This is a genomic window from Azospirillaceae bacterium, from assembly GCA_028283825.1.
GTDB lineage: Bacteria > Pseudomonadota > Alphaproteobacteria > Azospirillales > Azospirillaceae > Nitrospirillum.
In genome coordinates this window covers 1,284,215-1,310,701 of sequence record JAPWJW010000001.1, presented here as the reverse complement: position 1 = coordinate 1,310,701, position 26,487 = coordinate 1,284,215, and the positions used below count along the sequence as shown (strand labels likewise).

Here is a 26,487-nt window from a genome sequence, read left to right as displayed (position 1 = left end):
TGGGCGCCCGTTTTTCTGTCCTTTTGAAATCTCACTTCGCGCCGAAGTCCAGCGCCCCCGTCAGGTCACCCAGCGCCGGGCTGCCGTTGGCGGCCAGGGCGGCGTCGCGCTGCTTGATGCCTTCCAGCTTGGGCAGGTCAAAGCGGCGGGTGATGAAGCGCAGGATGGACGTGGTGTCGTAGAAGCTGTGGTCGACATAGCCCTTCTTGGCGTAGGGCGAGATGATGACGGCCGGGATGCGGGTGCCGGGGCCCCAGCGGTCGCCCTTGGGCGGGGCCACATGGTCCCAATAGCCGCCGTTCTCGTCATAGGTCACCACCACCAGCATATGCTTCCACTGCGGCGACGCCTGCAGGTGCTGCACCAGGGTGGCGATGTGGTTGTCGCCCGATTCCACGTCGGCATAGCCGGAATGCTGGGTCAGGTTGCCCTGCGGCTTGTAGAAGGTGACGGTCGGCAGCTTGCCGGCGTCGATGTCCCGGATGAAGGCCCGGCCCTCCAGCCCGCCGTCGCGCAGATGCTCCGCCCGGGCCTTGGTGCCGGGGGCGTAATTGGCGAAGAAGTTGAAGGGCTGATGGTGGAACTGGAAATTGGGCACGGGCGAGGTGTTGTGCCCGTCCAGCGTCGCCTGCCAGGCGCCGCCGTACCAGGCCCAGCTGACCTTCTTCTGGCTCAGCAGGTCGCCGATATTGGTCATGGTCTGCGGCGGCAGGGTCGTGGGGTTCGCCGGATCCGCGAGCCGCGGATCGCCGCCCGGCGCCGGCTTGTTCTCGCTGGGCTGGTAGGCCGGCTGCATGGTGTTCACGGCGTAGAAGTCCGGCGTGATCGTGCCGTCCTTGAAGAATTTGGGCACGCCCTCCAGCGCCGACTTGGGGCTGTTATCGGCCAGCTTCAGGCTGACGCCGTCCGGGTTGGTCACCGCGACCAGGCCCTTGGCCGGGCTCTGGTCCGCGTGCGGGTACTGCGGCGCGCAGGAGCAGACCAGGATGAAATGGTTGAAGAAGGAACTGCCGAAGCCACCCATGAAGAAGTTGTCGGCCAGGGTGTAGTCCCGCGCCAGCTTCCACATCGCCTGCTTGGACCCGTCGTAATGGGCCATGACCATGCCGCCGGAATCGCCATAGGCCGCGAACAGGTCATTCTTGCCGCCATCGATCTGCATCTGGTTCTGGTAGAAGCGATGCACCAGGTCGCGGGTGATGACGCCCATGGGCTGGTTGAAGCTCTTGGGGTCGTCCACGGCGAAGGGCTGGTTGGGCAGATGTTCGGTCTGCGCTTGCGTCACCTCCGGCATCACCCCGCGCGCCGTCAGGCCGCCCCAGATGGGGGGCAGTTCCTTCAGCGGCGATCCGTCGCGGTCGCGCTGTGGTGCCGCGGCGGCGGCATTGGCCAGGCCGTTGGCGCCGGGGAAGTCGCCGTACAGATTGTCGAAGCTGCGGTTTTCCGCGTAAATCACCACCACGGTCTGGATCTGGTCCAGGTCCTTGCCGGCGGCGACATGCTGTTCCGCCGCCATCGCCCGGTCACCAAAGCCTGTCATGATGCCGGCGGTCAGCGTCATCACCACTGGAAGCCCGCGCCAGCCCATGCCCATCAATTTCTTCGCCAACCGCATCATGTTTTCCTTTTCGGTTTCTTCGGTCTTATACGCGCGCATAAAAAAACGCATCCCCTTCATCGCCCTTGCGGCGCTGTGCGCCACCGGCACCCCGCAGGCGCATGCCCAGGCCCTGAGCCGGGCGGAAGTCTACCGCCAGGCCGCCGCCCTGGCAGAGGTGGGCCGGCAGTTGTTCTTCGATCCCAGCCTGTCGGCCTCCGGCACCCTGGCGTGCGCCAGCTGCCATGACCCGGCGCACGCTTTCGGCCCGCCGGACGGCTTGGCGGTGCGCCTGGGCGGCGCCGACGGCAAAACACCCGGCGTGCGGGCGGTGCCGTCGCTGATGTATTTGCAGGACGTCCCGGCCTTCACCGAGCATTACTTCACGCCGGAGGATGAGGGGGATGAGAGCATCGACAACGGCCCCACCGGCGGCCTGACCTGGGACGGCCGGGTGGACGGACAGCGGGAACAGGCCCGCGTGCCGCTGTTCAGCCCGTTCGAGATGGGCAATACCGACCCTGCCGACTTGGGGAGACGACTGGAGCAAGGGGGCTACGGCGCCCGGTTGCGGGCCACCGTAGCCGCCAAGGACGCCACGCCGGCGCAGACGGTGGAACTGGCCCTGCGCGCCCTGGCGGCCTTCCAGCAGGACGGCGCCACCTTCCATCCCTACACCAGCAAATACGACGCCTATCTGGCGGGCAAGGCCACGCTGACGGCCGAGGAGGCGCGCGGCCTGGCGGCGTTCGAGGATCCGGCGCGGGGCAACTGCGCCAGCTGCCACATCAGCCAGCGCGGGCGCGACGGCACCCCGCCGCACTTCACCGACTACGGCATGATCGCCATCGGCGTGCCCCGCAACCGCGCGATACCGGCCAACGCCGACGCCGCCTATTTCGACATGGGGCTGTGCGGGCCCTTGCGCACCGACTTCACCAACGTCACCGACTATTGCGGCCGCTTCCGCACGCCCACCCTGCGCAACGTCGCCCTGCGGAGCGTGTTCATGCACAACGGCGCCTTCCACACCCTGCAACAGGTGATGGAATTCTATGCGGAGCGGGACAGCGACCCGGCCAAATGGTACGGCCGCGACACCCACGGCAGCGTCATGAAGTTCGACGATTTGCCGCAGGGCCGGCAGGACGCCGTGAACATGGAACCGCCCTTCGGCCGACAGCCGGGCGACCCGGCGGCGCTGAACAAGGACGAGATTCACGACATCATCGCCTTTCTGGGAACCCTGACGGACGGCTGGTCGGCCACGAAGACGGCGGGACCATAGTTCACGCGCATCTCAGGATGATGACAGTGGCGGCGGCACTTACGCCGGGTGAGGCGGGAAACGAAGGTCGAAGCGCGTTCCCCCGCCATCGCTGGCGACAGTGGCGATGCCGCCGTGCAAATCCATGATGGTGCGCACGATAGCCAGGCCCAGGCCGGTCGATCCCGTGGCACCGGTTCGCGACGGATCCACGCGGTAGAAACGGTCGAACAGCCGGTCCAGATGCTGGGGCGGGATGGGCGCGCCGGGATTGGCGACCGTGATCCGGCGCGTGCCGTCCGCCTCCACCCCGGCGCTGATGGTGACGGTGCCGCCCGCCGCGGTGTAGCGTAGCGCATTGGCCAGCAGGTTGCTGACCGCCCGCCGGAACAGGTCGGCGTCGGCGCGAAGCGTCCCGGACGCCGTTACCCGCACCGCCACCCCGGCCTCATCGGCGATGCCTTCGAAATAATCGGCGATGCGGGCCAATTCGTCGGAGAGGTTGAACACCGTCAGCGCGGCGGCGAACTGGGGGTGTTCGGCCCGTGCCAGGAACAGCACGCTTTCGATCATGCGCGACAGCCGCTCGCATTCCTCAAGGTTGGAAACGATCAGCCCCTGGTATTCGTCCGCCGTGCGGGGCCGGGACAGCGCCACCTCCCCCGCCCCCCGCATGTTGGACACCGGCGTGCGCAAATCGTGCGCCAAGTCGGCGGTGAACTGCGACATCCGGTCGAACCCGGTTTCCAACCGTTGCAGCATGGCGTTCAGCGACCGTGCTAATCCGTCGAATTCCACCGGCAGGGCCGCCTGGTCGATGCGGTGGTCCAGGCGCTGGGCCGTCACCTCCGCCACCGTGCGCGCGATGTGTTGCAGTGGCCGCAGCGCGATGCGCACCAGGCCATAGCCCAGCGCCAGCGCCACCGCCAGGCTTGCCGCCATGGTCAGGATAATGGTGCGGCGATACCACGCCATCAGGCCGGCCCGGTCCGCCATGTCGCGGGCGACCACCACCTGGACCGTCGCCCCATCCGGCAAGGTCACCGCCACCGCCAGCCCGCGCACCGGCGCACCCCCCGCATCCGGCCATTCGCTGACGTCGGCATCGGTGATGCGGTGGGCGGAGGGCACGGGCACCAGCGGCGCCACCGGCGTGCGCCCGGGATTACGGTCGATCAGCAACGCGCCGTCGGCGTCGCGCACCTGCAACAGCCGCGCGTCATCGCCCAGCACCAGGGCCGTCAACCGCCCCTCATGTTCCCGGATGCCGCCGACGCTGCCGACCTCCACGATCAGCCGGCGCAGGTGCCGGGCGGTCAGCACCACGTCCTCATCCGCCGTCGCCTGGGTCTGCCGCGCCAGGGCGCCGTACAGCACCACGCCCGCACCGCCCAGCACGGCGGTGATCAGGACGGCGAAGGCGATAACCAGGGTGGCCGTCAGCGAAAGGCGGCGCATCAATCGTCCTTCAGGTCCAGCACGTACCCGACGCCACGCACGGTGTGGATCAGCTTCACGCCGTAATCGTCGTCGATCTTGGCGCGCAGGCGGCGCACCGCCACGTCGACGACGTTGGTGTCGCTGTCGAAGTTCATGTCCCAGACGAAGGAGGCGATCTGGGTGCGGCTCAACACCTCCCCCCGCCGCCGGACCAGCAGGTGCAGCAGGGCGAATTCGCGCGGCGTCAGGTCGATGCGGGTGTCGCCCCGCCGAACCCGGCGGCGAACGGCATCGATCTGCAAGTCGCCCACCGCCAGTTCCGCCCCCTCGCGCGGCGGTCCCCGCCGCCCCAGGGTGCGCACGCGCGCCAGCAGTTCCACGAAGGCGAAGGGCTTCACCAGGTAATCGTCGGCGCCCAGTTCCAGGCCGCGCACCCTGTCCTCCACCTCGTCCCGGGCGGTCAGGAACAGCACGGGCGTGGCCCGGCTGTCGCGCAGGCGCTTCAGCACGGTCCAGCCGTCCAGGCGCGGCAGCATGACGTCCAGGATGATGACGTCGTACTCCTCCTCCGTCGCCAGGTGCAGGCCGTCCAGCCCGTCCGACGCCACATCGACGACATAGCCGGACTCCTCCAGACCCTTCTTCAAATAATCGGCGGTCTTGCGTTCATCTTCGACGACAAGCAGGCGCATGGCTGTCCCCAAGGTGGACGGAAACACGCCGATTTGACGGCAGGGCCGTGCCCAAGTCCACAGATTACGGAATCGTAATCCGGGCGTCAGGGCCGGGACAGACGCCCTGCCTAAGGTGACACCGTGGCCTTCACTGGCCGACGTTTTGGTGTTCCAGGGGTTATTACATGTGGATCGTCCGGCTTGCCTTGCAGCGGCCACACACGTTCATCGTGCTGGCGCTGCTGTTGTTGATCGTCGGGCCGCTGGTGCTGCTGCGCATGCCGACGGACATCTTCCCCAATATCGACATCCCGGTGCTCAGCATCGTCTGGAGCTATAACGGCCTGTCGGCGGAGGACATGGCCAACCGCATCACGTCGGGATACGAACGCGCCCTGACCTCGGACGTGGATGATATCGAGCATATCGAGTCACAATCCCTGAACGGCGTCGCGGTGGTGAAGGTCTTCTTCCATCCGGGCGCCGACATCAACCGCGCCATAGCCGAGGCTTCGTCCAACGCGCAGTCCATCCTGCGCAACATGCCGTCGGGCACGCTGCCGCCCATGGTGATGGCCTACAACGCCTCCACCGTGCCCATCCTGCAATTGGCCCTGGCCAGCGACAGCCTGCCCGAACAGCAGTTGTACGACCTGGGCAACAACTTCATCCGCACCCAGCTGGCCACCGTCCAGGGCGCGTCTGTGCCCCTGCCCTATGGCGGCAAGGTGCGCCAGATCATGATCGACCTGAATCCCCAGGCGTTACAGGCCAAGGGCCTGGCGCCGCTGGACGTGGTCAACGCCGTGAATGCCCAGAACCTGACCCTGCCGGGCGGCACGGCCAAGATCGGCGCCCGCGAATACAATGTGCAGATGAACGGCAGCACGCCCACGGTCGACTCCCTGAACGACCTGCCCATCAAGACCGTCGGCGACAGCGTCGTCTATCTGCGCGATGTCGGCCACGTCCGCGACGGCTACGCCCCCCAGGCCAACATCGTGCGCCATGACGGCAAGCGGTCCGCCCTGTTGCAGGTGGAGAAAAGCGGCAGCGCCTCGACCCTGGACATCATCAACCAGGTCAAGGCGATGCTGCCGACCATCGTGGCCGGCCTGCCCAAGGCCCTGGCCATCCAGACGGTGTCGGACCAGTCGGTCTTCGTGCAGAGCGCCGTCCAGGGCGTGGTGCGCGAAGGCATGATCGCCGCCGGCCTGACCGGCGCCATGATCCTGCTGTTCCTGGGCAGCTGGCGGTCGACGCTGATCATCGCGGTGTCCATCCCGCTGTCCATCCTGGCCTCGCTGGTGGCCCTGAGCGCCCTGGGGCAGACCATCAACACCATGACCCTGGGCGGCCTGGCGCTGGCCGTGGGCATCCTGGTGGACGACGCCACGGTGGCGATCGAGAACGTCACCCATCACCTGGAAATGGGCAAGCCGCTGCACACCGCCATCCTGGACGGGTCGGGTGAGATCGCGATGCCCACCCTGGTTTCCACCCTGTGCATCTGCATCGTCTTCCTGCCGATGTTCCTGTTGTCGGGTGTGGCCCGCTATCTGTTCGTGCCGATGGCGGAGGCGGTGATGTTCGCCATGGCCGCCTCCTACTTCCTGTCCCGCACGCTGGTGCCGACGCTGGCCATGATGCTGCTGCGGACGGGGAAGACGTCCCCCACCGGCCTGGCCGGACGTCTGTCGGCGATGCAGGCCGGGTTCGAGCGCGGGTTCGAACGGCTGCGCGACCGTTACCGCCACCTGCTGGAAGGCGCGCTGGCCGCACCCCGCCGGACCATCGCCGCCTTCCTGGTGTTGTGCCTGGCGTCCACCGTGCTGCTGGCCTTCGTCGGGCGCGACTTTTTCCCGGCGGTGGACTCCGGCGAAATCCGCCTGCACATGCGGGCCGCCACCGGCACCCGGATTGAGGAGACCGCCCGCATCGCCGATGAGGTGGAGACCCGCATCCGCCAGACCATTCCGGCGGCCGAACTGGCCAGCGTGCTGGACAACATCGGCCTGCCCGTCAGCGGCATCAACCTGACCTACAACAGCGCCGCCCCCATCGGCAGCGCCGACGCCGACATCCTGGTGACGCTGGGTGCCAATCATCACCCCACCGCCGGCTATGTCACGCAGTTGCGCCAGGCGCTGACCCAGGCGTTCCCGTCCATCACCTTCGCCTTCCTGCCGGCCGACATCACCAGCCAGATCCTGAGCTTCGGCCTGCCCGCCCCCATCGACATCCAGATCGTGGGCAAGGATCTGGATGCCAACCGCGCGGTGGCGCGCACCCTGCTGGACCAGTTGCGCGGTGTGCATGGCTTGGTCGATGCCCGCATCCAGCAGCCCGACGACCTGCCATCCATCGACGTGACCGTGGACCGGACCAAAGCGCTGCAATCGGGCCTGCAACAGCGCGACGTGGCCCAGAACCTGCTGATCGCGCTGTCCGGCAGTTCGCAGACCACGCCCAATTTCTGGCTGAACCCGCGCAACGGCGTCAGCTATCCGCTGATGGCCGAGGTGCCGCAGTACGATGTGGACAGCCTTCAGGCGCTGGCCAACATCCCCGTCACCACGCCCGCCACCACGGCCACGGCGCCGGGCGCGCCGCCGGCGGCCAACCGCCTAGGCACGCTGGGGTCGCTGTCGCGGTCACAGCAGCAGGCCGTGGTCTCCCACTACAACGTCCAGCCGGTGATCGACATCTTCGCCTCGGTCCAGGGCCGCGACCTGGGCGCCACGGCGGCCGACGTGGAAAAGCTGGTCGCCGCCGCCCGGCCCCACCTTGCCCCGGGGTCCACGCTGGTGGTGCGCGGCCAGGTGCAGGCGATGAGCCAGTCCTTCACCGGCCTGGCGTCGGGCCTGGTCCTGGCCATGGTGCTGGTCTACCTGCTGATGGTGGTGACCTTCCAGTCGTGGCTGGACCCGCTGGTCATCATCAGCGGCCTGCCGGCCCTGTTCGCCGGCATCGCCTGGATGCTGTTCAGCACGCAGACGACCCTGAGCGTCCCGGCCTTGACCGGCACCATCCTGTGCATCGGCATCGCCACCGCCAACAGCATCCTGGTGGTCAACGCCGCCCGGCACGCCCAGGCGGACGGGGCGGCACCGCTGGACGCGGCACTGACCGCCGGCGTCGGCCGCTTCCGCCCCGTGGTGATGACGGCGCTGGCCATGCTGATCGGCATGGTGCCCATGGCCCTGGGGCTGGGGGATGGGGGTGAGCAGAACGCCCCGCTGGGACGCGCCGTCATCGGCGGCCTGGCGGCGGCCACCGTCGCCACCCTGGTCTTCGTGCCCGTCGCCTTCGCCGCCCTGCACGGCTGGCTGGCCCGCCGCGCCGCCCGCCCTGGCCCTACCCATGCCCTGCCCCCCTTCCAGGAAAACCCCCAATCATGAGCCCGTCCGCCATGAACAAGCCCCCCGCCCGCCGCCCCTTTCTTCTCATCGTTCCTGCCCTGGTGGCGGGCGCCCTGCTGGCGCTGGGGATCATCCCCCGCCTGCACGCGTCGGCCCAGGCCAAAGCCGAGGCGCAGACCGCGATGGCGGTCAACGTCATCCAGCCCGGCCGGGCGCCCGCCACGCAGGATCTGGTCCTGCCGGGACAGGCGATGCCCTATGCCGAGGCCGACCTGCATGCCCGTGTCAGCGGCTATGTCGCCCATTGGTCCGCCGACATCGGCAGCCACGTGGCCTCCGGGGCGGTGCTGGCCACCATCGCCGCCCCGGAGGTGGACGCCCAGTTGGCCCAGGCCAAGGCGGACGCCGCCACGGCGCAGGCCAATGCGGGCCTGGCCGACCTGACCGCGGCGCGGTGGGAAAAACTGGTCCGTTCCGAGTCCGTCTCGCAACAGGCGGCCGACCAGAAAAACAGCGATCAGAAGGCCAAGCAGGCCATGCTGGCCTCCGCCCAGGCCAACGCCAACCGCCTGGGACAGTTGCAATCGTTCGAGAAGATCGTTGCACCCTTCGCGGGCCTGGTCACCGCCCGGGCGGTCGATGTGGGCACACTGGTCACCGCCGATGGCGGCAACGCCCTGTTCCACCTGGCGGAGACGGACAAGCTGCGCGTCTTCGTCGACGTGCCGGAGGAGAACGCCCCCGCGATTGGCGGCAACACCGCCGTCTACCTTCAAACCCAGGCCTATCCCGATCGCCGCTTCACCGGCACCGTCGCGCGGACAGCCGGCGCCATCGACCCCGTGAGCCACACCTTGAGGGTGGAGGGCGACGTCGACAATGCCGACGGCGCCCTGCTGCCCGGCGCCTTCGTCCAGGTGCACCTGGCGATCAAGGCATCCGGCCCCGGCATCGAGCTGCCGGTCAGCGCCCTGCTGTTCCGCCCCGCCGGCCCCACCGCCGCCGTGGTCGGCGACGACGGCAAGGTGGTGCTGAAGACGGTGCGCATCGGGCGCGACTTCGGCACCAGCGTGGAGGTCGTGACCGGCCTGGTCGGCAATGAGCGCGTGATCGCCAACCCCGGCGATTCCCTGTACCCGGGCCAGGAGGTCAGGGTCGTCCCCGCCGCCAGCAGCCGGCCCTGACCTTGTCACTGTAAGCGGATCTTCCCAACAGGCGTGACAGCCGTCACACAGACGGACAAAAGCGCGCAAGCCCGTACAAGCCAGGACGGGCGGCGGCGATCATGCTGGTGCCGGTTCCGCGTTCGGCGAACCGGCTTGGGAGATCATGACCAATGGCCCGCTTTCCCGCCCTGTTCTGCCTGACCTGCGGCCGTATCGAGTCCGTGCCGGGCCGCCCGGCAAGCCTCGGCCTGCCAAAGCCCGTTAATGAGGAGGCGCGCACCATGGCCGCCATGAACGCCCTGTTCCAACTGTTGAGCCCGGCGCAGCAGGCCATCCTGATGGACAACGTCGCCGCCGCCATGCACGGCCTGCCCCCGGCGATGCAGCAGCGCCAGGTGGACCATTTCGGCCGCACCGACCCCGCCTACGGGGCGGGGCTGGCCGCCCGCTTGGGCCTGCCAGCCCCTGGCATCGCGGAAAAGGTCGGCTGAAACCCTCAGTGCGCGTCGGCCGACGGCCCTTTGGGCGGGGCCACCTTCTTCATGGCCGGCACCATCAGGGTGGCGAAGACGAAACAGGCGAAGATGGCCAGGAAGGCATCGGCATAGGCCATGGTCTGCGCCTCACGATAAGCCAGGCTCCACAGCTGTTTCAGCGCCGCGGCATTGCCGTGCAGCACGTCGCCGCCCAAGGTCGCCACGTCCGACGCGCCGACCTTGCGGATCAACTCACGCATGGCGTCGTTGGCGGGCGTCAGGCGTTCGGCCAGGTGCAGGAAATGCTGATTGGTGCGGTCGTTCAGGATGGTGCCGCAGACGGCGATACCGATGGCCCCACCCAGGTTGCGCATCAGATTGAACAGGCCGGACGCCAGCTTCAGCCGGGTTGGCGCCAGGCCGCCCAAGGTCAGCGTCACGGTGGGCGCCACCGCGAACTGCTGGGCGAAACCGCGCAACGCCTGGGGCACCAGCAATTCGCGCCAGCCCCAGTCGTGGGTGATGGGGGTGAAGTTCCACATGCTGGCAGCGAAGCAGGCCATGCCGAACATCATCAGCCAGCGCAAATCCACCCGCCGCGCCAGGAAGGTATAGAAGGGGATGGCGCTGACCTGGAACAGGCCGGTGGAAAAGATGCTGAGCCCGATCTGCAGCGCGCTGAAGCCCCGCACCCGCCCCAGGAACAGGGGCGTCAGGTAGATGGTGGCGAAGATGCCGATGCCGGTGATGAAGGAGAACAGGCAGCCCAGGGCAAAGTTGCGGCTTTTCAAGGCCGTCAGGTCCACCACCGGCCGCGCGAAGGTCAGGCTGCGCCAGACGAAAGCGACACCGGCCAGGCCGGAGATCCAGGCGGTCAGGCGGATGGTGTCGTCGCTGAACCAATCCCAGCGCGGCCCTTCCTCCAGCGTGTATTCCAGGCAGCCCAGGAAGATCGCCATCAGCAGCATGCCGGCGTAATCGGCGCCCTTGACCAGCGACCAGTCAGGTTCATCAATCCGCACCAGCATGGGCACGACGATGGTGACGAACAGGCCCGGCACCAGGTTGATGAAAAACAGCCAGTGCCAGGAATAATGGTCGGTGATCCAGCCGCCGATGGTCGGCCCCAGGGTGGGCGCCAGCGACGACAGCGCCCCCACCGTGGCGGCGGCCACCACGACACGCGGGCCCGCGAAGAAGGCGAAGGCGGAGGTGAAGACCATGGGGATCATGGACCCGCCCAGGAAACCCTGAAGCGCCCGGAAGGCGATCATGCTCTGGATGTCCCAGGCCCAGCCGCACATCAGGCTGGTCAGGGTGAAGCCGGCGGCCGACACGGCGAACAGCCAGCGGGTGGACATGACCCGCGCCAGCCAGCCGGACAGCGGGATGACGATGATCTCCGCGATCAGATAGCTGGTCTGGACCCAGGCCGTCTCATCCGTGCCGGCCGACAGCCCGCCGCCGATATCGCGCAGCGAGGCGGAGACGATCTGGATGTCCAGCAGGGCGATGAACATGCCCACGCACATGACGGCGAAGGCGAATATCTTGCCCCGGGGCGACAACTCCCGGGGCTTGGTCGGGGCGGCACCGGCCGATAGGGCGGCGGCGGTCATGGCGCCACCTTGCCCTTGGTGTCAATGGAGGCGACCACCGACAGGCCCGGACGCAGGCTGCCCAGGGTGGCGCCGTCGCCGTCCAGCATCACCCGCACCGGCACGCGCTGCACGATCTTGGTGAAGTTGCCGGTGGCGTTCTCCGGCGGCAGCACGCTGAACTGCGCGCCGGTGGCGGGCGCCATGCTGACCACCCGGCCATGGAAGGTGCGGCCGGGCAGCACGTCGGCCTCCACAGTCACCGGCTGGCCGGCCTTCAGGCCCGCGATCTGGTTTTCCTTGAAGTTGGCGTCCACCCACAGCCCCTGCGCCGGCACGATGGCGATCAGTTGCGCGCCCACGGTGGCATAGGCGCCGGGCCGGGCGCTGCGGTTGCCGACGGTGCCGTCGATGGGGGCCCGCAGCTCCGTATAGCTGAGGTTCAACTGCGCCGTGTCGCGGTCGGCGATGGCGCCGGCCAAGGCCGCCTGCGTCTGGCGCTTCTGGGTGTCGATGACGTCGATCTGGCGCTGGGCCGCCTGAAGCGTGGCGCCGGCCTTGGCCCCCTCGGCCACCGCCTGCTTGTAGGCGGCGTCGGCCCGCTCGAACGCCTGCACCGAGGCGGCGGCCGTGGCCGACAGGGCGCGATAGCGGTCCTGGTCCGACCGGGTGCGGTCGGTCTCCGCCTTGGCGGCGGCCACACCGGCGGCGGCCTGATTGATCACCGCCTCCTGCAAGCGGCGCTGGGCATCCAAATTGGCCAGCGTGGCCTCCTGCGCCTCAACCGCCGCGGTGGCGCGGGCCAGGGCGGCGCGGTAGTCGCGGTCGTCCAGCTTCAGCAGCAGGTCGCCGGCATGGACTACCTGGTTGTCGGTCACCGCCACCTGGCCGATGAAGCCCGAGACCTTGGGTGCGATCACCGTCACGTCGCCGCCGACATAGGCGTCGTCCGTGCTTTCGATGAAACGGCCGCTGGTCCACCAGTCATAGCCGTAGACGGCGGCGGCGGTGCCGATGGCGAGGATCACGGCGGGGGCGATGATGGCCCGGCCCAGGCGCCGGGGCTTGGCGGCAACGGCACCGCCCAGGATTTCGCCGTCCTGGCGCGCATACGCTTGACTGGTCATGGTCGGGGCATCCTTCAAGCTGCGGCGCCGTTCGCGGCGGCCGGGGTGTCGGGTTCGTCGGTGGTCTCAGGGGCCGTGGCGGGCCAGACGGGATAGCGGCGGCGGGTGCGGGCGGTGGCGGCGGGGCCCGCCACGACGCGGAAATCCGGCCAGACGACGGCACGGCCGCTGGCCCGGTCCGTCAGCACGGGATCGGCCGGCACGCCCGTGGCGCTGTCGACGATCTGGATGGCCGGCCCCTCAGGCGCGAAATGACGGTTGCCCCAGGCCATGATGGCCCACAGCACCGGGCGGAAATCCTGGCCGGCGGCGGTCAGCACATACTCATGGCGCGGCGGGCGGGCGCTGTACTGCCGCCTTTCCAGCAAACCAACCTCCACCAGCGTGGTCAGGCGGCGGGTCAGCATGTTGGGCGCGATGCCCAGGCTTTTCTGGAACTGATCGAAACGGGTGGCACCCAGGAAGGCTTCCCGCAAAATCAGGATGCTCCACCACTCCCCCACCCGTTCCAGGCTGCGGGCCACGGGGCATTGCGTGTCGTCCATAGGCTTATGCTGCATGACGGCCACCCTCATGTTACTATCATATTGAAAGCCACATGGCGCCATATAGCGCTAGTAACTTTTATTATGCAAGTAACAATCCACCAGCGAAGGGAGCAAACCACCCATGCCCGAAAGCACGCCCGCGCCGAAGCTGTACCTGGACGACCTGCACCCCGGGCAGCGGCACGTCACCGGCACGCACACGCTGGACGCCGACCAGATAAAGGCGTTCGCCGCCGCCTACGACCCGCAGCCCTTCCATCTGGATGAGGATGCCGCGGCGCAAACCCTGTTCGGCGGACTGGCGGCCAGCGGCTGGCACACGGCGGCCCTGACCATGCGGCTGATGGTGGACGGCCTGCCCATCGCCGGCGGCGTGGTGGGTGCGGGGGGTGAGATCAGCTGGCCCGCCCCCACCCGGCCAGGCGACACCCTGCAGGTCCATTGCGAGATCCTGGAGGTGAAGCCCTCACGCTCCCGCCCCGACCGTGGCATGGTCACCATGCGCAGCGAAACGCGGAACCAGCGGGACGAGGTGCTACAGGTCTTCACCGCCAAGATCGTGGTGTTCCGCCGGCCAGTGGAGAACTAACGGGGATGCAAGGCGGCCGGGCGTTGGCGTACGTGGACCCGCCCCCAGCCTTTCCGCCATACTGTCGCCTGCCATTTCAGGCCAATCATTTCGGGAGTTGCATCCGTGTCCAAGAAAAGCGGAGTCGCCATCGTCGTCGGCTCCTTCCATAAGAACGAATGCGAGACGATGCTGGCCGCGGCCGCCGGCGCCATCAAGGAACGCGGCATGGAACTGCGCGCCGTGGTCCGCGTGCCGGGTTCCTATGAAAAGCCGCTGGCGACCAAGCGCCTGCTGCTGCGCGGCGACGTGGATGCGGTGGTGGTGCTGGGCATCATCGAGCATGGCGAAACCGCCCACGGCCGCGTCATGGGCCAGTCAGTCAGCGACGCCCTGGTCAACATGCAGCTGGAATTCATGAAGCCCATCGGTGTCGGCATCATCGGGCCGGAAGTCTTCCCCACCCAGATCCAGCCGCGCCTGGTGGGCCACGCCGTCGCCGCCGTCGCCGCCGTACAGGTGATGCTGGCCGCCGAAGAATCCCCCTACGACGACATCGCCTGAGGCCTGTCCCCATGATCCTCATCGGCCAGTATGACTCGCCCTTCACGCGGCGGGTCGGCATCGCGCTGACCATTTATGGCCTGGCCTTTGAGCATCGCCCTTGGTCCACCTTCGGGGATGCGGAGCGGCTGGCGGCCTACAACCCGCTGCGCCGCGTCCCCACCCTGGTCCTGCCGGATGGCGAGGTGCTGATCGAAAGCGGCGCCATCCTGGACCATCTGGATGAGACGGCGGGCGTCGCCCGCGCCCTGATCGCCGATGGTGGCCCCGGCCGCCGCCGCGACCTCAAGATCTGCGCCCTGGGATCGGGCCTGGCCGACAAGGCCGTGGCCCTGATCTATGAACGTGTCCTGCACGATCAGACCTCGGCCTTATGGACCGACCGTTGCCGGACGCAGGTGGAAGGGGTGCTGGACGCGCTGGATGCCGCCCGGGCGGCGGTGGCGGCACCGTTCTGGTTCGGCGACGCGCCCGGCCATGCCGACATCATGGTCGCATGCGCCCTGCGCTTCACGCGTGAGGCGCACCCCGGCCTGTTCGACACCGTCCGCTGGCCAGCCCTGGCAAGCCACGCCGACCGATGCGAGGCCCTGCCCGCCTTCCGGGACATCGTCCAGCCCTTCACCCCGCCCGCCTGATGACCGCCGCCATCACCACCGCCGCGGCGCCGTCGGCCCCCACCGACGGCCTGCCCGACCGGCCCCGGCTGTGGGCCATGGCCGCCATCCTGACCGGTGTCGCCATGGCGACACTGGACACCGCCATCGCCAACACCGCGCTGCCCAGCATCGCCATCGACCTGGGCGCCACGGCGTCGGCGTCCGTCTGGGTGGTGAACGCCTATCAGCTGGCGGTGGCGGCCACCGTGCTGCCCCTGGCCTCATTGGCCGATATCCTGGGGCAAAAGCGCGTCTACCTAGCCGGCCTGATCCTGTTCGCCATCTCATCGCTGGCCTGCGGACTGGCGCCCACCCTGCCGCTGCTGGCGCTGGCGCGCGTGGTGCAGGGGCTGGGGGCGGCGGCCACGGTCAGCGTCAGCATCGCCCTGATCCGCCACGTCTATCCCGCCCGCATCATGGGGCGTGGCTTCGGCCGCAACGCCCTGGCGGTGGCGGTCTCCTTCGCCGCCGGGCCTACTGTAGCGTCCGCCATCCTGTCGGTTGCGACCTGGCATTGGCTGTTCCTGGTGAACGTGCCCCTCAGCCTGGCTGCGTTGGCCTTGGCCAGCCGCTTCGTGCCGGCCATCGCACCGGCGGGCCACCGCTTCGACTGGGTGGCGGCCGCCCTGACGGCCGGCTTGTTCTCGCTGCTGGTGCTGGCGATGGGCGAGGCGGCGCACGGTGCCGGGTGGCCGCAGCTGGCGGCCGAAATCGCCGGAACCGTCCTCTGCGGCGCCCTGCTGCTGCGCCGCCAGCGGGGGCATCCGGCCCCGATGCTGGCGGTGGACCTGTTCCGCCACCCGGTCTTCGCCCTGTCGGCGGTGACCTCGGTCTGCACCTTCATCACGCAAGGGCTGGCCTTCGTCGCCTTGCCCTTCCTGTTCCAGTCGGTCATGGGCCGGACGGCGGTGGAGACGGGTTTCCTGATCACGCCCTGGTCGGTGGTCGTGGCCATCATGGCGCCCATCGCCGGCAAGCTGTCGGACCGCTATCCGGCCGGCGCCCTGGGCGGACTGGGCCTGGCGATCCTGAGCCTGGGCATGGTGCTGCTGGCGCTGCTGCCCCTGGCGCCCAGCACCCTGGACTTCGCCTGGCGCCTGGGCGTCTGCGGCGCCGGTTTCGGCTTTTTCCAGTCCCCCAACCTGAAGGCCATCATGAGCAGCGCGCCCCTGCACCGCAGCGGCGGGGCCAGCGGCATCGTCGCCACGGCGCGCCTGGTGGGCCAGGCCACGGGGGCGGCGCTGACGGCCGCCTGTTTCGGCATCCTGGCCAACCACGACCTGACGCACGGCGCCTATCTGGCCTTATGGCTGGGTGCCCTGTCCGCCGGCGCGGCCAGCATCGCCAGTTTCCTACGCCTGACGGTGAAGGTGGCGGCTTAAGCGACGGCGACCCGGGCCACCACCTCTTCACACAGGCGGTGGGTTTCCAGGGCGTCGCGGGCGCCCAGCACGCGGCCGGCGCTGACCGCGCCCAGGAAATGGTCCACGGCCTGGCGGATGCCGCGCTGATCGGCCACCGGCGTCCAGTCGCCCCGGCGGGTGCCGGTGCGTACCCCCGCCTCGGCCACCTGGATGTCGGCCATGTCCACCACCCGGTGGCGCACGGCCTGGCCGTCATGGCCCATGCCCGATACCTCCACCACCTCTTCATTCACGCCGGCCACGCGGTTCATGGTGCCGATGGCGGTGCAGGCGGTGGCCCCCGTTCCGCCGGACAGGGTCAGCACCACATGATGCAGCAGGCCGTCGCGCACACGGGCATCGACCCGCAGGTCGCGCACCGGCGCCGGCAGCAGGAAACGCAGGGTGTCGACCACATGGATGAAATCGTCGAACACCACCGTGCGCGGGTCGTCCGCCAGATCCACGCGGTGCTTCTGCATCAGCACCAGGTCGCGCGGGACCCCGGCCAGCGCGGCGTAGGCCGGGGCGTAACGCCGGTTGAACCCCACCATCAGGCTGACGCCGCGCGCCTCCGCCAGTTCCACCAGGCGTTCCGACGCGGCGCCTGAGTCAGCCAAGGGCTTGTCCACATATGTCGGAATGCCGGCCGTCAGCAACCGGCCCACCAATTCCTCATGCGCCGATGTCGCGGCATGGACGAAGGCGGCATCCAGCCCATCGGCCAGCAGGACGTCCAGGTCATCATAAGCATGGGGGATGCGCCAGTCGGCGGCGATGGTGGACACCTTGGCGGAATCCCGCGACATCAGGCACAGGCTGATGTCGCGACGGGCCCCAAGGACGGGCAGGTAGGCCTTGCGGGCGATATCCCCCAGCCCGATCATCGCCACCCGCATGGCACATCTCCCGGTTCCAAAACAATCGGGCCCTGCTTACCACCGGTGCGAAGGCGAAAACCAGGGCCGGCACATCCCGATATCGCATGCGGTGCCAAAATGGGCGCGAAACATACAAGCGATGACGGGGGATCGGCGTCACCCTTGCGACAAAATGGCCCCGATGCGGCGCCCCGTCGCGGCCAATGACAGGCCCCGGATACGGGAACGGGCACGGGGGCCAGGACACGGCGCCAAGACACGGGCCAGACATGGGCCAGGACACGGGTAAGTATGACGAAGAAATTGGCGGGCAAGGTGGCCCTGGTCACCGGCGGCTCACGCGGCATCGGCGCCGCGACGGCACGCGCCCTGGCCCACGCCGGCGCCGCCGTGGCCATCAGCTACGTGGCGTCCGACGCCCAGGCCGCCGCCGTGGTGCAGGACATCCAGGCGCGGGGTGCCCAGGCCGCCGCCTTCCAGGCCGACCAGGCCGATCCGGGCGCGGTTGAAAAGCTGGTGCGCGCGGTCTTCGCCCGGTTCGGCCGGTTGGACATCCTGGTCAACAATGCCGGCACCTTCGCCACCGGCGAGGTCGATGACCCCGACCTGGATGAGGAGGCGATCACCCACCAGTACGCCGTGAACCTCACCGGCGTCGTCACCGCCATCCGGGCGGCGTCGCGCGTGCTGGCCGACGACGGGCGTATCATCACGGTGGGCGCCTGCGTGGTGGACCGTGCGGGCTCCCCCGGCCTGGCCGACTACACCGCCGCCAAGGCCGCCGTCGCCGGTTATTGCCGGGGTGCCGCCCGTGACCTGGCCCGGCGGGGCATCACCGTCAACGTGGTGCAGCCCGGATCCATCGATACCGACCTGAACCCCGCCAACGGTCCCTTCGCCCCGGTGCAGGCCGCCGCCAACGCCTTCGGCCGCTATGGCCGGCCGGAAGAGGTGGCTGCCGGCATCTTGTTCCTGGCGAGCCCCGATGCGTCTTTCGTCACCGGTGCCGTGCTGGCGATCGACGGGGGGTACGGCGCCTGAGGGTTGCCCCCGGCCGTAACCGCCCCGGCCCCGCACTCGGCCACATGGAACTGGAGGGGTACCGCCCCATCCGGCGCCAGCGCCGACAGCAACCGCTGCGCGCGCATCAGGTCCGCCGTCGCGAACCCCTCGGTGAAACGGCCCAGGGTTTCAGACAGCAGGGCATGGGCATCCGTCGCCCGTCCGGTCAACTGCCACAGGCGGGCCAGGCTGATGACGGCGCGCAATTCCCAGGATAGGGCACCCTGGCCGGCGGCCATTTCCTGCGCCTGGCAGAAAAACGCCTCCGCCGCTTGCAGGCAGCCGGCGCCACCCTCCTGCAACAAGAGTTCGCCCTTGATGCGCAGAAGTTCGCTGCCGCACCACCGCGCCCCGTTGGCCTCGGCCCGGCGCAGGGCCTGGTCGATGACCTCCAGCCCTTCTTGCCAACGGCCGGCCTGGCCCAGCGCCTCCGCCAGGTCGCCGTGATAGGCGACGACGCGCAGGGCGAAACCCATGGCGTCCAACTGCGCCAAGGCGGTGCGCATGCCGGCCAAGCCACCGGCGACTTCCCCCCGCCAGATCTGCAGCCGGTGCTTGAAGTACTGCCCCAGCAGGCTCCACGGCCCCAGGCCATGCTGCACCGCCTGTTCCTGCAACAGGGCGGTGAAACGATCGGCCGTCGCCAAATCCCCCGTGAAGCAGGCCACCTGGCAGGCGGCGGTGGCCAGGATATAGCCCAGCGACAGGGCATGGTTGATGGCCTGCCCTTCCGCCACCGCCGTTTCGACCATGGCGTGGGCCTGGTCCGGAAACCCCTGGATCCAGAGGATTACCGATAGCGGCACGAAGGCCGCGATGCGCTGGTCGTACTGATACCGGACCAGATGGCCGCGGTGCGCCGGCCGCACATAACGGCGCAGGCAGTCCTCGATATACGACCGCCCGGCGGCGTGGTCGCCCATCAGGTGCAGCGCGAAGCCCCGCAGGCGGTCGGCCATCATCAGGTCCACCGGATCGGCCGAGCGCAGGGCCAGTGCCCGCAGCCGGTCCGTGATGGCCAGGGCCTGGGCATAACGCGCCTCATTGAAGACCTCGACGAACAGGCCCCAGTGGGCACGAAGCTGGTAGTCGATGTCATCCAGCCGTTCGGCCAGCGCCAGGCTGCGGGCCAGTGCCTGATGAACCTCCGCCCCCGGCCCCTTGGTGTAGATCAATGATGTGCCCAAGGCCGACTGCAGACGCAGGACCAGCGCCGCGTCCCGTGAGACCGCGGGATCCAGGGCCGCGTCCCCCTCCGGCACCACTCCCGGCCGCACCTGGTCCAGCGCCCGGCGCACGCCTTCACGGCATTCGTTCATCAGCGACAGCTGCATCCACAACGGCACGGCCGCCGCCGTCAGGGCGATGCCGATGTCGGCGTCCCCGTCGGGTCCGAGGGCCCAGGCCAGCGCCACGCGCACATTGTCGATCTGGGGCCCGTGGACCTCCAGCCAGCCGGCGGTGGGACGGCTATCCCATTCGGCCTCCGCCCGCACCATCAGGTCGCGGTGGCATTCGGCATGGCGCCGGACCACACGGTCGCGCTCACCGCTTTCGACCAGCTTCTCCAAGGCGTAGGCCTTGGTCATCTCCAGCAGCTTGTAGTGGACGTGGATACCGCTAACATCCGCGGACAAAAGGGATTTCGCCACCAGGTTCGACAGCGCCCCCAGGACGTCGCCCGGGCCCAGCTGCGTGTCACCGGCCACGACCGCCGCACTGTCCACCGTGAACCCGCCCGCGAAGACGGACAGGCGATGCAGCACCAATCGCTCCGTCGCCGGCAGCAACTCGTAACTCCAGTCCAGCATGGCGCGCAGGGTCTGATGGCGGGGCAATGCGGTGCGCCGCCCCCGCACCAACAGCGCGAACCGGTCGTTCAGGCGGCAGGCCAGCCCCCGCAAGCCGAACAGGTCAAGCCGTGCCGCCGCCAGTTCGATGGCCAGCGGAATGCCGTCCAGGCCCCGGCAGATCTCGATGACCAGCGGCACCTCATCCTCACCGAAGCTGAAGGTATCGACGCTGGCCGTGGCCCGCTCCACGAACAGCTGGACGGCGGAGTAGCTCAGGGCCTGGGCCACATCCAGCGCCGCCGTCACCGGCGGGATTTCCAGCGAGGCCAGGCGCTGCACCCATTCCCCCTCGGCCCGTAGCGGTTCCCGGCTGGTGGCCAGGATGTGGACGCCGGGTGCGGTGCGCAGCACCGTTTCCGCCAGAATGGCGGCGGTACCCACCACATGTTCGCAATTGTCCAGGACCAGCAGCAGGCGCTTGTCCTGCAGGAAGGCCGCCAGGTCGGGAATGGGGTCGTCCGACACCACCGACGCGCCCAGCGCGCCGGCCAGCGCGCTGGACACCAGCGCCGCGTCGGTCAGCGGGGCGAAGTCGATGAAACGCACGCCATGCTCATAAGCCGGGGCCAACGTCTCCGCCAGCGCCAGCGCCACCGTCGTCTTGCCGATGCCGCCCGGCCCCACCACGGTGACGAAACGGCGGGCCGGCAGTTGCGCGCCCAGTGCCTGGATGACGGCGGCACGCCCGACGATGCGCGTCAGGCGGACCGGAAGGTTGTGCGTTGGAACGCCGTGGGGGACCAGATCGACACCGGTGCCCAGGACCGCCGGGCCGAGCACCTGCCCGTCCAAGCGGATGCCCTCCACCCGAACGACGGGGGCCACGAAGCAATAGCCCCGGCCGGGCACGTTGGTGATGTAGCGGGCGCCGTCGCGCCCCTCGCCCAGGGCCTTGCGCAGGGCGGCGATATTGACCCGCAGGTTGGCGTCATCGACGAAGGTGTCCGGCCAGACGTTGGCGACCAGATCGTCCTTGGCCACCACCTGGCCCGCGCGATCCGCCAGCACCACCAGGATGTCCAGCGCCCTGCTGCCCAGGCGCAAGGGGGCCTCGCCCTCCAGCAAGACCTTGCGGGACGGGACGAGGCGGAATGGGCCGAACGCCAGTATCCGTTCGGAACCCGAACCTTCCTGATCGGTCATGCCACGCCCCCCACGGTTCCCACCCCCTGCAAAAAACACCTGCCAAAACAGCCCACCAAAACGGTATGGCCCAAACGATATGAATCAAATCGGCAATGGCCGCGGGCTGTCGCCAACGGCTGCAAAGTGATGCTGACCCAGGATGCAGAATCCGGCAATCGGCCAGGAAGGCGATATCACCTCATGGCAACCAGATTTGAAAAAAATGCGCAGTTTTCGCCTAAACCATCCCCATCCGATCAATATTTCGATCCGATGACACACCATTTTCGCAGCCTTCGCAGCCGGCTTACAACAAATTACAGGACTTAATTCGCTTGCGCCCCACACCCCCTGCACAATCGGGGGCGGCAGAAACCGGGGGATGGAGGGTTGGGGCATGACGGGGACATTCACGACGGCGGAGTTTGCGACCAATCCGCCCGCAACCATGGATAACAGCTGGGTGGCGGCGATCGTCGTCAAGCTGCTGGACGATGCCGGCGACATCCTGGACCGCGACCGCGATGCGGCCCGCGCCCGCATCGCCCAGGCTGTGGCTTTCCTGCGCCAGGAGGGTTTGCGTGATGGGCGGAGCGTCCGGCCCCGCGTTATCCGGGCCACCGACATTTCCCCCGCACCGGCACGGGGCGTCGCCGCCGCCGGGGACCCACCCGCCCCGGCGCGGGGCGGCCTGGCCCCCTGGCAGATGCGCCGGGTGGTCGGCCACATCGACGCCAACCTGGGCGGCACCATCCGCATGGACGATTGCGCCGACGTCGCCCGCCTCAGCACCCGTTACTTCTCCCGCGCGTTCAAGAGCAGCTTCGGCGTGCCGCCACATGCCTATGTCGTGCAGCGGCGTATCCAGCAGGCCCAGCACATGATGCTGACCACGGCGGAGCCGCTGTGCCAGATCGCGCTGGCCTGCGGCCTGTGCGACCAGGCGCATTTCTCAAAGCTGTTCCGCCGCATCGTGGGCATCAGCCCCAGCACCTGGCGCCGGCAGTGGCGGGAAGAACCGAGGCACGAGGAATCAGCCGCCATGGCGTGAACGGTTCAGGCCGGCACGGACCGGAAGCTGGACCGGTACTGGCCCGGCGTCATGCCCAGCCGCCTCACGAACACGACACGCATGCGGTCGGGACTGCCGAAACCGCTGTGGTGCGCCACGGCCTTCATCGGCAGACCGCCACCCTCCAGCAGATTCCGGGCGCTGTCGATCCGCGCCCGCTCAACGAATTCCGCCGGCGTGACCTTGGTGGTCTGGGCGAAAATGCGGGCGAAGTTGCGGGCGCTCATGCCCGCGATGCGCGCCATGGCCTCCACCGTGTAGTCCGCCGCCACGTCCCGCATGATGTGGGCCTGAACCCGCGCGACGGGGGATTCCTCATCCGCCGGCAGGGCCAGATAAGGGCTGAACTGCGACTGGCCGCCCTGGCGCTGCGCCACCACCACCAGCCGCTTGGCCGTGGCCAGCGACAGCGCCGGCCCATGATCCTGCGCCACCAGCGCCAGGCACAGATCGATGCCGGCCGTCACCCCGGCGGAGGTGACAAGCGCCCCGTCACGCAGGTGGATGCGGTCGAGTTCCACCCGGGCCTGCGGGAAACGCTCGGCCAATGCCGGCGCGTTCTGCCAGTGGGTGGTCACCCGGCGCCCGTCCAGCAGGCCGGCGGCCCCCAGCGCGAAAGCACCTGTGCAAATCGATCCATAAAGCCGGCAACGTGGGGTGACATCCCGCAGCCAATCCACCAGCCGGGCATCGATCGGCGCCGCCGGCAGGCCCGGCCCGCCGGCGACCAACACCGTGTCGAAGCGGTCGGCGGCCGGATCGATCACCCGGTCCGGCACCATGCGCATGCCGTTGGAGGCGCGGAAGGGTCCCGCCTCCGTCCCCAGCACGGTGATGCCGTAGTGGTCTTCCGGCGGCAGGAAGCCGTTGGCTTCGGCAAAAACATCCAGAGGGCCCGCCACGTCCAGTGCCTGGACACCGGGGAAGATGACGATGGCGATACTGCGCATGAGGAACTGGATCCGGGCTGCCGTTACAGTCGGCGACAGGCGCCGCCCCTTCTGTATGGCATCGGGAAGTGCTTATTGGCGACCGTTTCCCACCCGCCGCAACGGGATCTGAGGCATGCTGGAACAGCGGCCACCGCGATACCGACAGTGCCAGAACATGCGCCAATTTGTCGCATGTGTACACTCCATGGCGTAACGCGGCGCGCTACTCCGCGTATCGAAAGGGGTGCGTTGGACGCCGGTGCACCCCGAACGGGCCTTAGCCCTTAGACCATCAAATTGAAATTCACTTGAGTATTGCTCTTTTTCTCGCCACCAATGTTGGTGTGAAAAAGGAGCCCTATGCAGATCAGCAGCAACAGCTTCAGTGACGGCGGCCGCCTTCCCGACGCCCATGCCTTCGCCGTGACATCGCCTTTCGGTCGGGTTCGCCCGGGCCCGAACCGCAATCCCCATATCGCCTGGAGCGATCCGCCCGCCGGTACGCGGTCCTTCGTGCTGACCATGCACAGTCCGGACGCGCCCAGCCTGTGGCAGGATGCCAACCGGGAGGGGCGGACCCTGTCACCCGACCTTCCCCGCGTGCCCTTCCACCACTGGATCCTGCTGGATATTCCGCTTCGCGTGCGGGAGATCAAGGAAGGCCGCCATAGCGCCGGAATCGTCAACCGGGGCAAACCGGGACCGGCCGCCCCGGAGGCCGGCCTGCGGCATGGCCTGAACGACCTCACCGTGCTGCTGCAGGAGGATTGGGCCCGCAACGGCGACTATTACGGGTATGACGGCCCCAACCCACCGTGGAACGACAGCATCTTCCACCGGTACATCTTCACCATCCACGCCCTGGATATCCCAAGGTTGCCGCTGATGGGGCCCATCACCGCCACCGCCACGCTGCTGGCCATGACGGGCCATGTGCTGGAGCGGGCCAGCATGGTGGCGGGTTATTCCCTGAACCCGGCCCTTCTGGGCACGTGAGGGGCGTCGTCAATCCGCGCCGGCGGTCACGGCTTCCGGCACGGGCGCCCGCAAGGGGTACAGGGCGGCCAGGCTGATCAGCGCCGCGACGGCCAGGTAGAAACCCACATAGGCCAGGCCGCCCCGCTGGGCCAGGTCCGCCGCCAGTACCGGCGTCAGGCCGCCGCCCAGGATGCCGCCCAGGTTGAAGGTCATGGAGGCGCCGGTGTAACGCACCCGCGCCGGGAACAGGCCAGGCAGCCAGGCGCCCAAGGGACCGTAGACGAAGCCCATGACGAACAGCGCCAGGCACAGGAACAGGGCGACCAGGGCCAGCGAGCCGCTGCCCATCATGGGCGCCAGGGCAAAGCCCACCACCACCGTCAGGGCGCAACCGGCCATCAGCACCCGGCGAGGCGAGGCCATGTCCGACCAATAACCCGCCGTGACGATGCCAGCGGCCAGGAACAGGATGGCCCCCAGCTGCACGCCCAGGAAGGTGGTGCGGCTGTAGCCCAGCGTCGTGGTGCCGTAACCCAGCGCGAAGGCCGTCGCCAGATAGAACAGGGCGAAGCAGGCGATGGCGGCGAAGGTGCCGCCCAGCATCTGTCGCGGGAAGCCGCGCACCACCTCCGCCAGCGGCACGGTGGGCGGCGGCCCCTCCTCCAGCGCCTTGGCGAAGGCGGCGGTCTCCGTCAGCTTCAACCGCACCCACAGGCCCAACAGGACCAGGACGGCGCTGCCCAGGAACGGCAGGCGCCAGCCCCAGTCATGGAACTGCGCCGGTGTCAGGAATTCACCCAGCAGCAGGAACAGGCCGTTGGCGGCGATGAAGCCCACCGGCGCGCCGATCTGCGGGAACATGCCGTAGCGGGCACGGTGGCTGGCGGGCGCGTTCTCCACTGCCAGCAGCACGGCACCACCCCATTCCCCGCCCAGGCCGAAACCCTGGCCGAAGCGCAGCGTGCACAGCAGCAAGGGCGCCACCCAGCCGATGCTGTCGTAGGTGGGCAGGAAGCCGATGGCCACCGTCGATCCCCCCATCAGCAGCAGCGACGCCACCAGCGTGGACTTGCGCCCGATGCGGTCACCGAAATGGCCGAAGACGATGGACCCCAGCGGCCGCGCCACGAAGGCGACGCCGAAGCTGGCGTAAGCGGCCAGCAACTGGACCGAGGGGGACGCCGCCGAAAAGAACAGCGGCCCGAACACCAGGGAGGCGGCGGTGGCATAGATGTAGAAGTCGTAGAACTCAACGGCCGTACCCACCAGGCTGGCCATCAGGACGCGCGCCGCCGAAGGCCCGCCCACCGCTGCTTTGGACATATTCTTTCCGCCCCCATTCCCCAGGCGCATCAATCTGATCCATGGGTATGGCGGGTGAACCGTTCGCGGTCAAGGACACTCTACGCCGGCGGCATCGGCCAGATGCTGCTCCACCACCACTGTTCAGGGATAATCCTGGCGCGTGTGCAAAACGGCCAGTACCTCCACTTGGGTCTCCGTTACTTGATAGACCACGACGTAGTTCGGATGGGCCACGACCTCGCGCGTCCCAGGAACCCGACCAGGACGAAACAAATACGGGTGTTCGGCCGTGGGAAGGACGGCCCCCTCGATCACGTGCCGCATACGACGGGCGGCAGGGGGATTTCGCTCAGCGATGAATTGGATAATACGCGCCAAGTCATTCCGGGCTGAATCACGCCAGGAAATGATCAACATATGGCACGCTCACTTCGACGAAGTGGAATTGCGTCTGAGCGCCCGTTCCTCCGCAGCCCGAATAATGTCGTCCATCTCCGCCATGACAGCATCATGGGGGATAAGGGGGCGGTCATCTTCCTGGCTGGCGCGCACTTTCTCCCGGAACCAGCGATCATAATGGACCGCCGCCTCTTCGGACTCATGTTCCGAAACGATGGGAGATAAAGCGCTCATGAGCCCACCATAACAGACTTTGGCGACGGACAGCAGGTGGTCTTTGATTCAGCGCTTTCAAGACCGCCCTGCTGCCAATGAGGCTGGCAGCAGGGAGAGGCGGCAAGACGGCGGCACCCGGCGCAAAGAGAAATGACCACAGATTCGCCCGCGCCACCATCGTCTATTGCCACGCCCATAATCCTGAATCCATGAAT

General features: G+C 68.4%; 23 protein-coding genes. 11 read left to right on the top strand and 12 right to left on the bottom strand.

All coding sequences use genetic code 11. The features are described 5' to 3' along the window. Positions 1–31: 31 nt before the first annotated feature. Entirely contained in the window at positions 32–1,540 is a 1,509-nt protein-coding gene (locus PW843_05285; protein ID MDE1146023.1) for an acid phosphatase, read from the bottom strand. A 46-nt stretch (positions 1,541–1,586) separates the two neighbouring features. Here PW843_05285 and PW843_05280 point away from each other — a divergent pair, with 46 nt between their 5' ends. Then, positions 1,587–2,885 carry a cytochrome c peroxidase gene (locus tag PW843_05280; protein ID MDE1146022.1) on the top strand — a complete coding sequence of 433 codons (1,299 nt, stop codon included), beginning with the start codon at positions 1,587–1,589 and terminating at the stop codon, positions 2,883–2,885. Positions 2,886–2,924: 39 nt separating this feature from the next. Here the strand turns inward: PW843_05280 and PW843_05275 are convergent, their stop codons facing one another. Next, a complete protein-coding gene (locus tag PW843_05275) occupies positions 2,925–4,322 on the bottom strand; it encodes a heavy metal sensor histidine kinase (protein MDE1146021.1) in 1,398 nt (465 codons plus the stop codon). Then, positions 4,322–4,996, bottom strand: a complete 675-nt coding sequence (locus tag PW843_05270) for a heavy metal response regulator transcription factor (protein MDE1146020.1) — start codon at positions 4,994–4,996, stop codon at positions 4,322–4,324. Before PW843_05270 ends, PW843_05275 begins: the two co-directional genes overlap by 1 nt. Before the next feature lie 167 nt (positions 4,997–5,163). Here PW843_05270 and PW843_05265 point away from each other — a divergent pair, with 167 nt between their 5' ends. The 3 genes from PW843_05265 (at position 5,164) to PW843_05255 (ending at position 9,997) form a co-directional block, all read left to right on the top strand. Continuing rightward, entirely contained in the window at positions 5,164–8,379 is a 3,216-nt protein-coding gene (locus PW843_05265; GenBank protein MDE1146019.1) for an efflux RND transporter permease subunit, read from the top strand. Beyond that, complete coding sequence (locus PW843_05260) at positions 8,376–9,524, top strand: efflux RND transporter periplasmic adaptor subunit (GenBank protein ID MDE1146018.1); 1,149 nt, start codon at positions 8,376–8,378, stop codon at positions 9,522–9,524. The genes PW843_05265 and PW843_05260 overlap by 4 nt, the downstream gene beginning before the upstream one ends. Before the next feature lie 152 nt (positions 9,525–9,676). Further along, a complete protein-coding gene (locus PW843_05255) occupies positions 9,677–9,997 on the top strand; it encodes a catalase-related domain-containing protein (protein ID MDE1146017.1) in 321 nt (106 codons plus the stop codon). 5 nt (positions 9,998–10,002) lie between these two features. Here PW843_05255 and PW843_05250 read toward each other — a convergent pair whose 3' ends face one another. The 3 genes from PW843_05250 to PW843_05240 are packed head-to-tail and all read right to left on the bottom strand — an operon-like array spanning position 10,003 to position 13,267. Further along, positions 10,003–11,601 (bottom strand): DHA2 family efflux MFS transporter permease subunit, encoded by a 1,599-nt coding sequence (locus PW843_05250; GenBank protein MDE1146016.1) that lies wholly within the window; start codon positions 11,599–11,601, stop codon positions 10,003–10,005. Further along, positions 11,598–12,707 carry an HlyD family secretion protein gene (locus PW843_05245; GenBank protein MDE1146015.1) on the bottom strand — a complete coding sequence of 370 codons (1,110 nt, stop codon included), beginning with the start codon at positions 12,705–12,707 and terminating at the stop codon, positions 11,598–11,600. The genes PW843_05250 and PW843_05245 overlap by 4 nt, the downstream gene beginning before the upstream one ends. A 14-nt stretch (positions 12,708–12,721) precedes the next feature. Next, positions 12,722–13,267 (bottom strand): helix-turn-helix domain-containing protein, encoded by a 546-nt coding sequence (locus PW843_05240; protein ID MDE1146014.1) that lies wholly within the window; start codon positions 13,265–13,267, stop codon positions 12,722–12,724. 109 nt (positions 13,268–13,376) lie between these two features. Here PW843_05240 and PW843_05235 point away from each other — a divergent pair, with 109 nt between their 5' ends. The 4 genes from PW843_05235 (at position 13,377) to PW843_05220 (ending at position 16,428) form a co-directional block, all read left to right on the top strand. Next, positions 13,377–13,844, top strand: coding sequence for a MaoC family dehydratase (locus PW843_05235; GenBank protein ID MDE1146013.1), 468 nt, complete (start codon positions 13,377–13,379; stop codon positions 13,842–13,844). Between the two features lie 105 nt (positions 13,845–13,949). Further along, positions 13,950–14,387: a 6,7-dimethyl-8-ribityllumazine synthase gene (locus tag PW843_05230; protein MDE1146012.1), complete on the top strand. Its 438-nt coding sequence runs from the start codon at positions 13,950–13,952 to the stop codon at positions 14,385–14,387. Between the two features lie 11 nt (positions 14,388–14,398). Then, on the top strand, positions 14,399–15,025 hold the full coding sequence (locus PW843_05225) for a glutathione S-transferase family protein (protein ID MDE1146011.1): 627 nt from the start codon (positions 14,399–14,401) through the stop codon (positions 15,023–15,025). Next, complete coding sequence (locus tag PW843_05220; protein MDE1146010.1) at positions 15,025–16,428, top strand: MFS transporter; 1,404 nt, start codon at positions 15,025–15,027, stop codon at positions 16,426–16,428. The genes PW843_05225 and PW843_05220 overlap by 1 nt, the downstream gene beginning before the upstream one ends. On the opposite strand, the gene PW843_05215 is transcribed toward PW843_05220, so the two are convergent. Continuing rightward, entirely contained in the window at positions 16,425–17,348 is a 924-nt protein-coding gene (locus PW843_05215) for a Gfo/Idh/MocA family oxidoreductase (protein MDE1146009.1), read from the bottom strand. The two genes, PW843_05220 and PW843_05215, sit on opposite strands and share 4 nt — an antisense overlap. A 273-nt stretch (positions 17,349–17,621) precedes the next feature. On the opposite strand from PW843_05215, the gene PW843_05210 reads away from it, so the two are divergent. Beyond that, complete coding sequence (locus tag PW843_05210) at positions 17,622–18,371, top strand: SDR family oxidoreductase (protein ID MDE1146008.1); 750 nt, start codon at positions 17,622–17,624, stop codon at positions 18,369–18,371. Here the strand turns inward: PW843_05210 and PW843_05205 are convergent. Beyond that, positions 18,263–21,388, bottom strand: coding sequence for a winged helix-turn-helix domain-containing protein (locus PW843_05205; GenBank protein MDE1146007.1), 3,126 nt, complete (start codon positions 21,386–21,388; stop codon positions 18,263–18,265). The two genes, PW843_05210 and PW843_05205, sit on opposite strands and share 109 nt — an antisense overlap. Positions 21,389–21,767: 379 nt before the next feature. Here PW843_05205 and PW843_05200 point away from each other — a divergent pair, with 379 nt between their 5' ends. Next, entirely contained in the window at positions 21,768–22,421 is a 654-nt protein-coding gene (locus PW843_05200) for an AraC family transcriptional regulator (protein MDE1146006.1), read from the top strand. A 5-nt stretch (positions 22,422–22,426) separates the two neighbouring features. Here the strand turns inward: PW843_05200 and PW843_05195 are convergent, their stop codons facing one another. Next, entirely contained in the window at positions 22,427–23,392 is a 966-nt protein-coding gene (locus tag PW843_05195) for a GlxA family transcriptional regulator (protein ID MDE1146005.1), read from the bottom strand. A gap of 342 nt (positions 23,393–23,734) precedes the next feature. Here PW843_05195 and PW843_05190 point away from each other — a divergent pair, with 342 nt between their 5' ends. Next, on the top strand, positions 23,735–24,370 hold the full coding sequence (locus PW843_05190; GenBank protein MDE1146004.1) for a YbhB/YbcL family Raf kinase inhibitor-like protein: 636 nt from the start codon (positions 23,735–23,737) through the stop codon (positions 24,368–24,370). A gap of 9 nt (positions 24,371–24,379) precedes the next feature. On the opposite strand, the gene PW843_05185 is transcribed toward PW843_05190, so the two are convergent. From PW843_05185 to PW843_05175, 3 genes are all read right to left on the bottom strand, one after another. After that, the gene (locus PW843_05185) at positions 24,380–25,675 is read right to left on the bottom strand and encodes an MFS transporter (GenBank protein ID MDE1146003.1); all 1,296 of its coding nucleotides are present in this window, start codon (positions 25,673–25,675) and stop codon (positions 24,380–24,382) included. A 123-nt stretch (positions 25,676–25,798) separates the two neighbouring features. Beyond that, positions 25,799–26,074 (bottom strand): type II toxin-antitoxin system RelE/ParE family toxin, encoded by a 276-nt coding sequence (locus PW843_05180; GenBank protein MDE1146002.1) that lies wholly within the window; start codon positions 26,072–26,074, stop codon positions 25,799–25,801. Positions 26,075–26,083: 9 nt separating this feature from the next. After that, on the bottom strand, positions 26,084–26,290 hold the full coding sequence (locus tag PW843_05175; protein ID MDE1146001.1) for an antitoxin: 207 nt from the start codon (positions 26,288–26,290) through the stop codon (positions 26,084–26,086). Between the last annotated feature and the right edge of the window lie 197 nt (positions 26,291–26,487).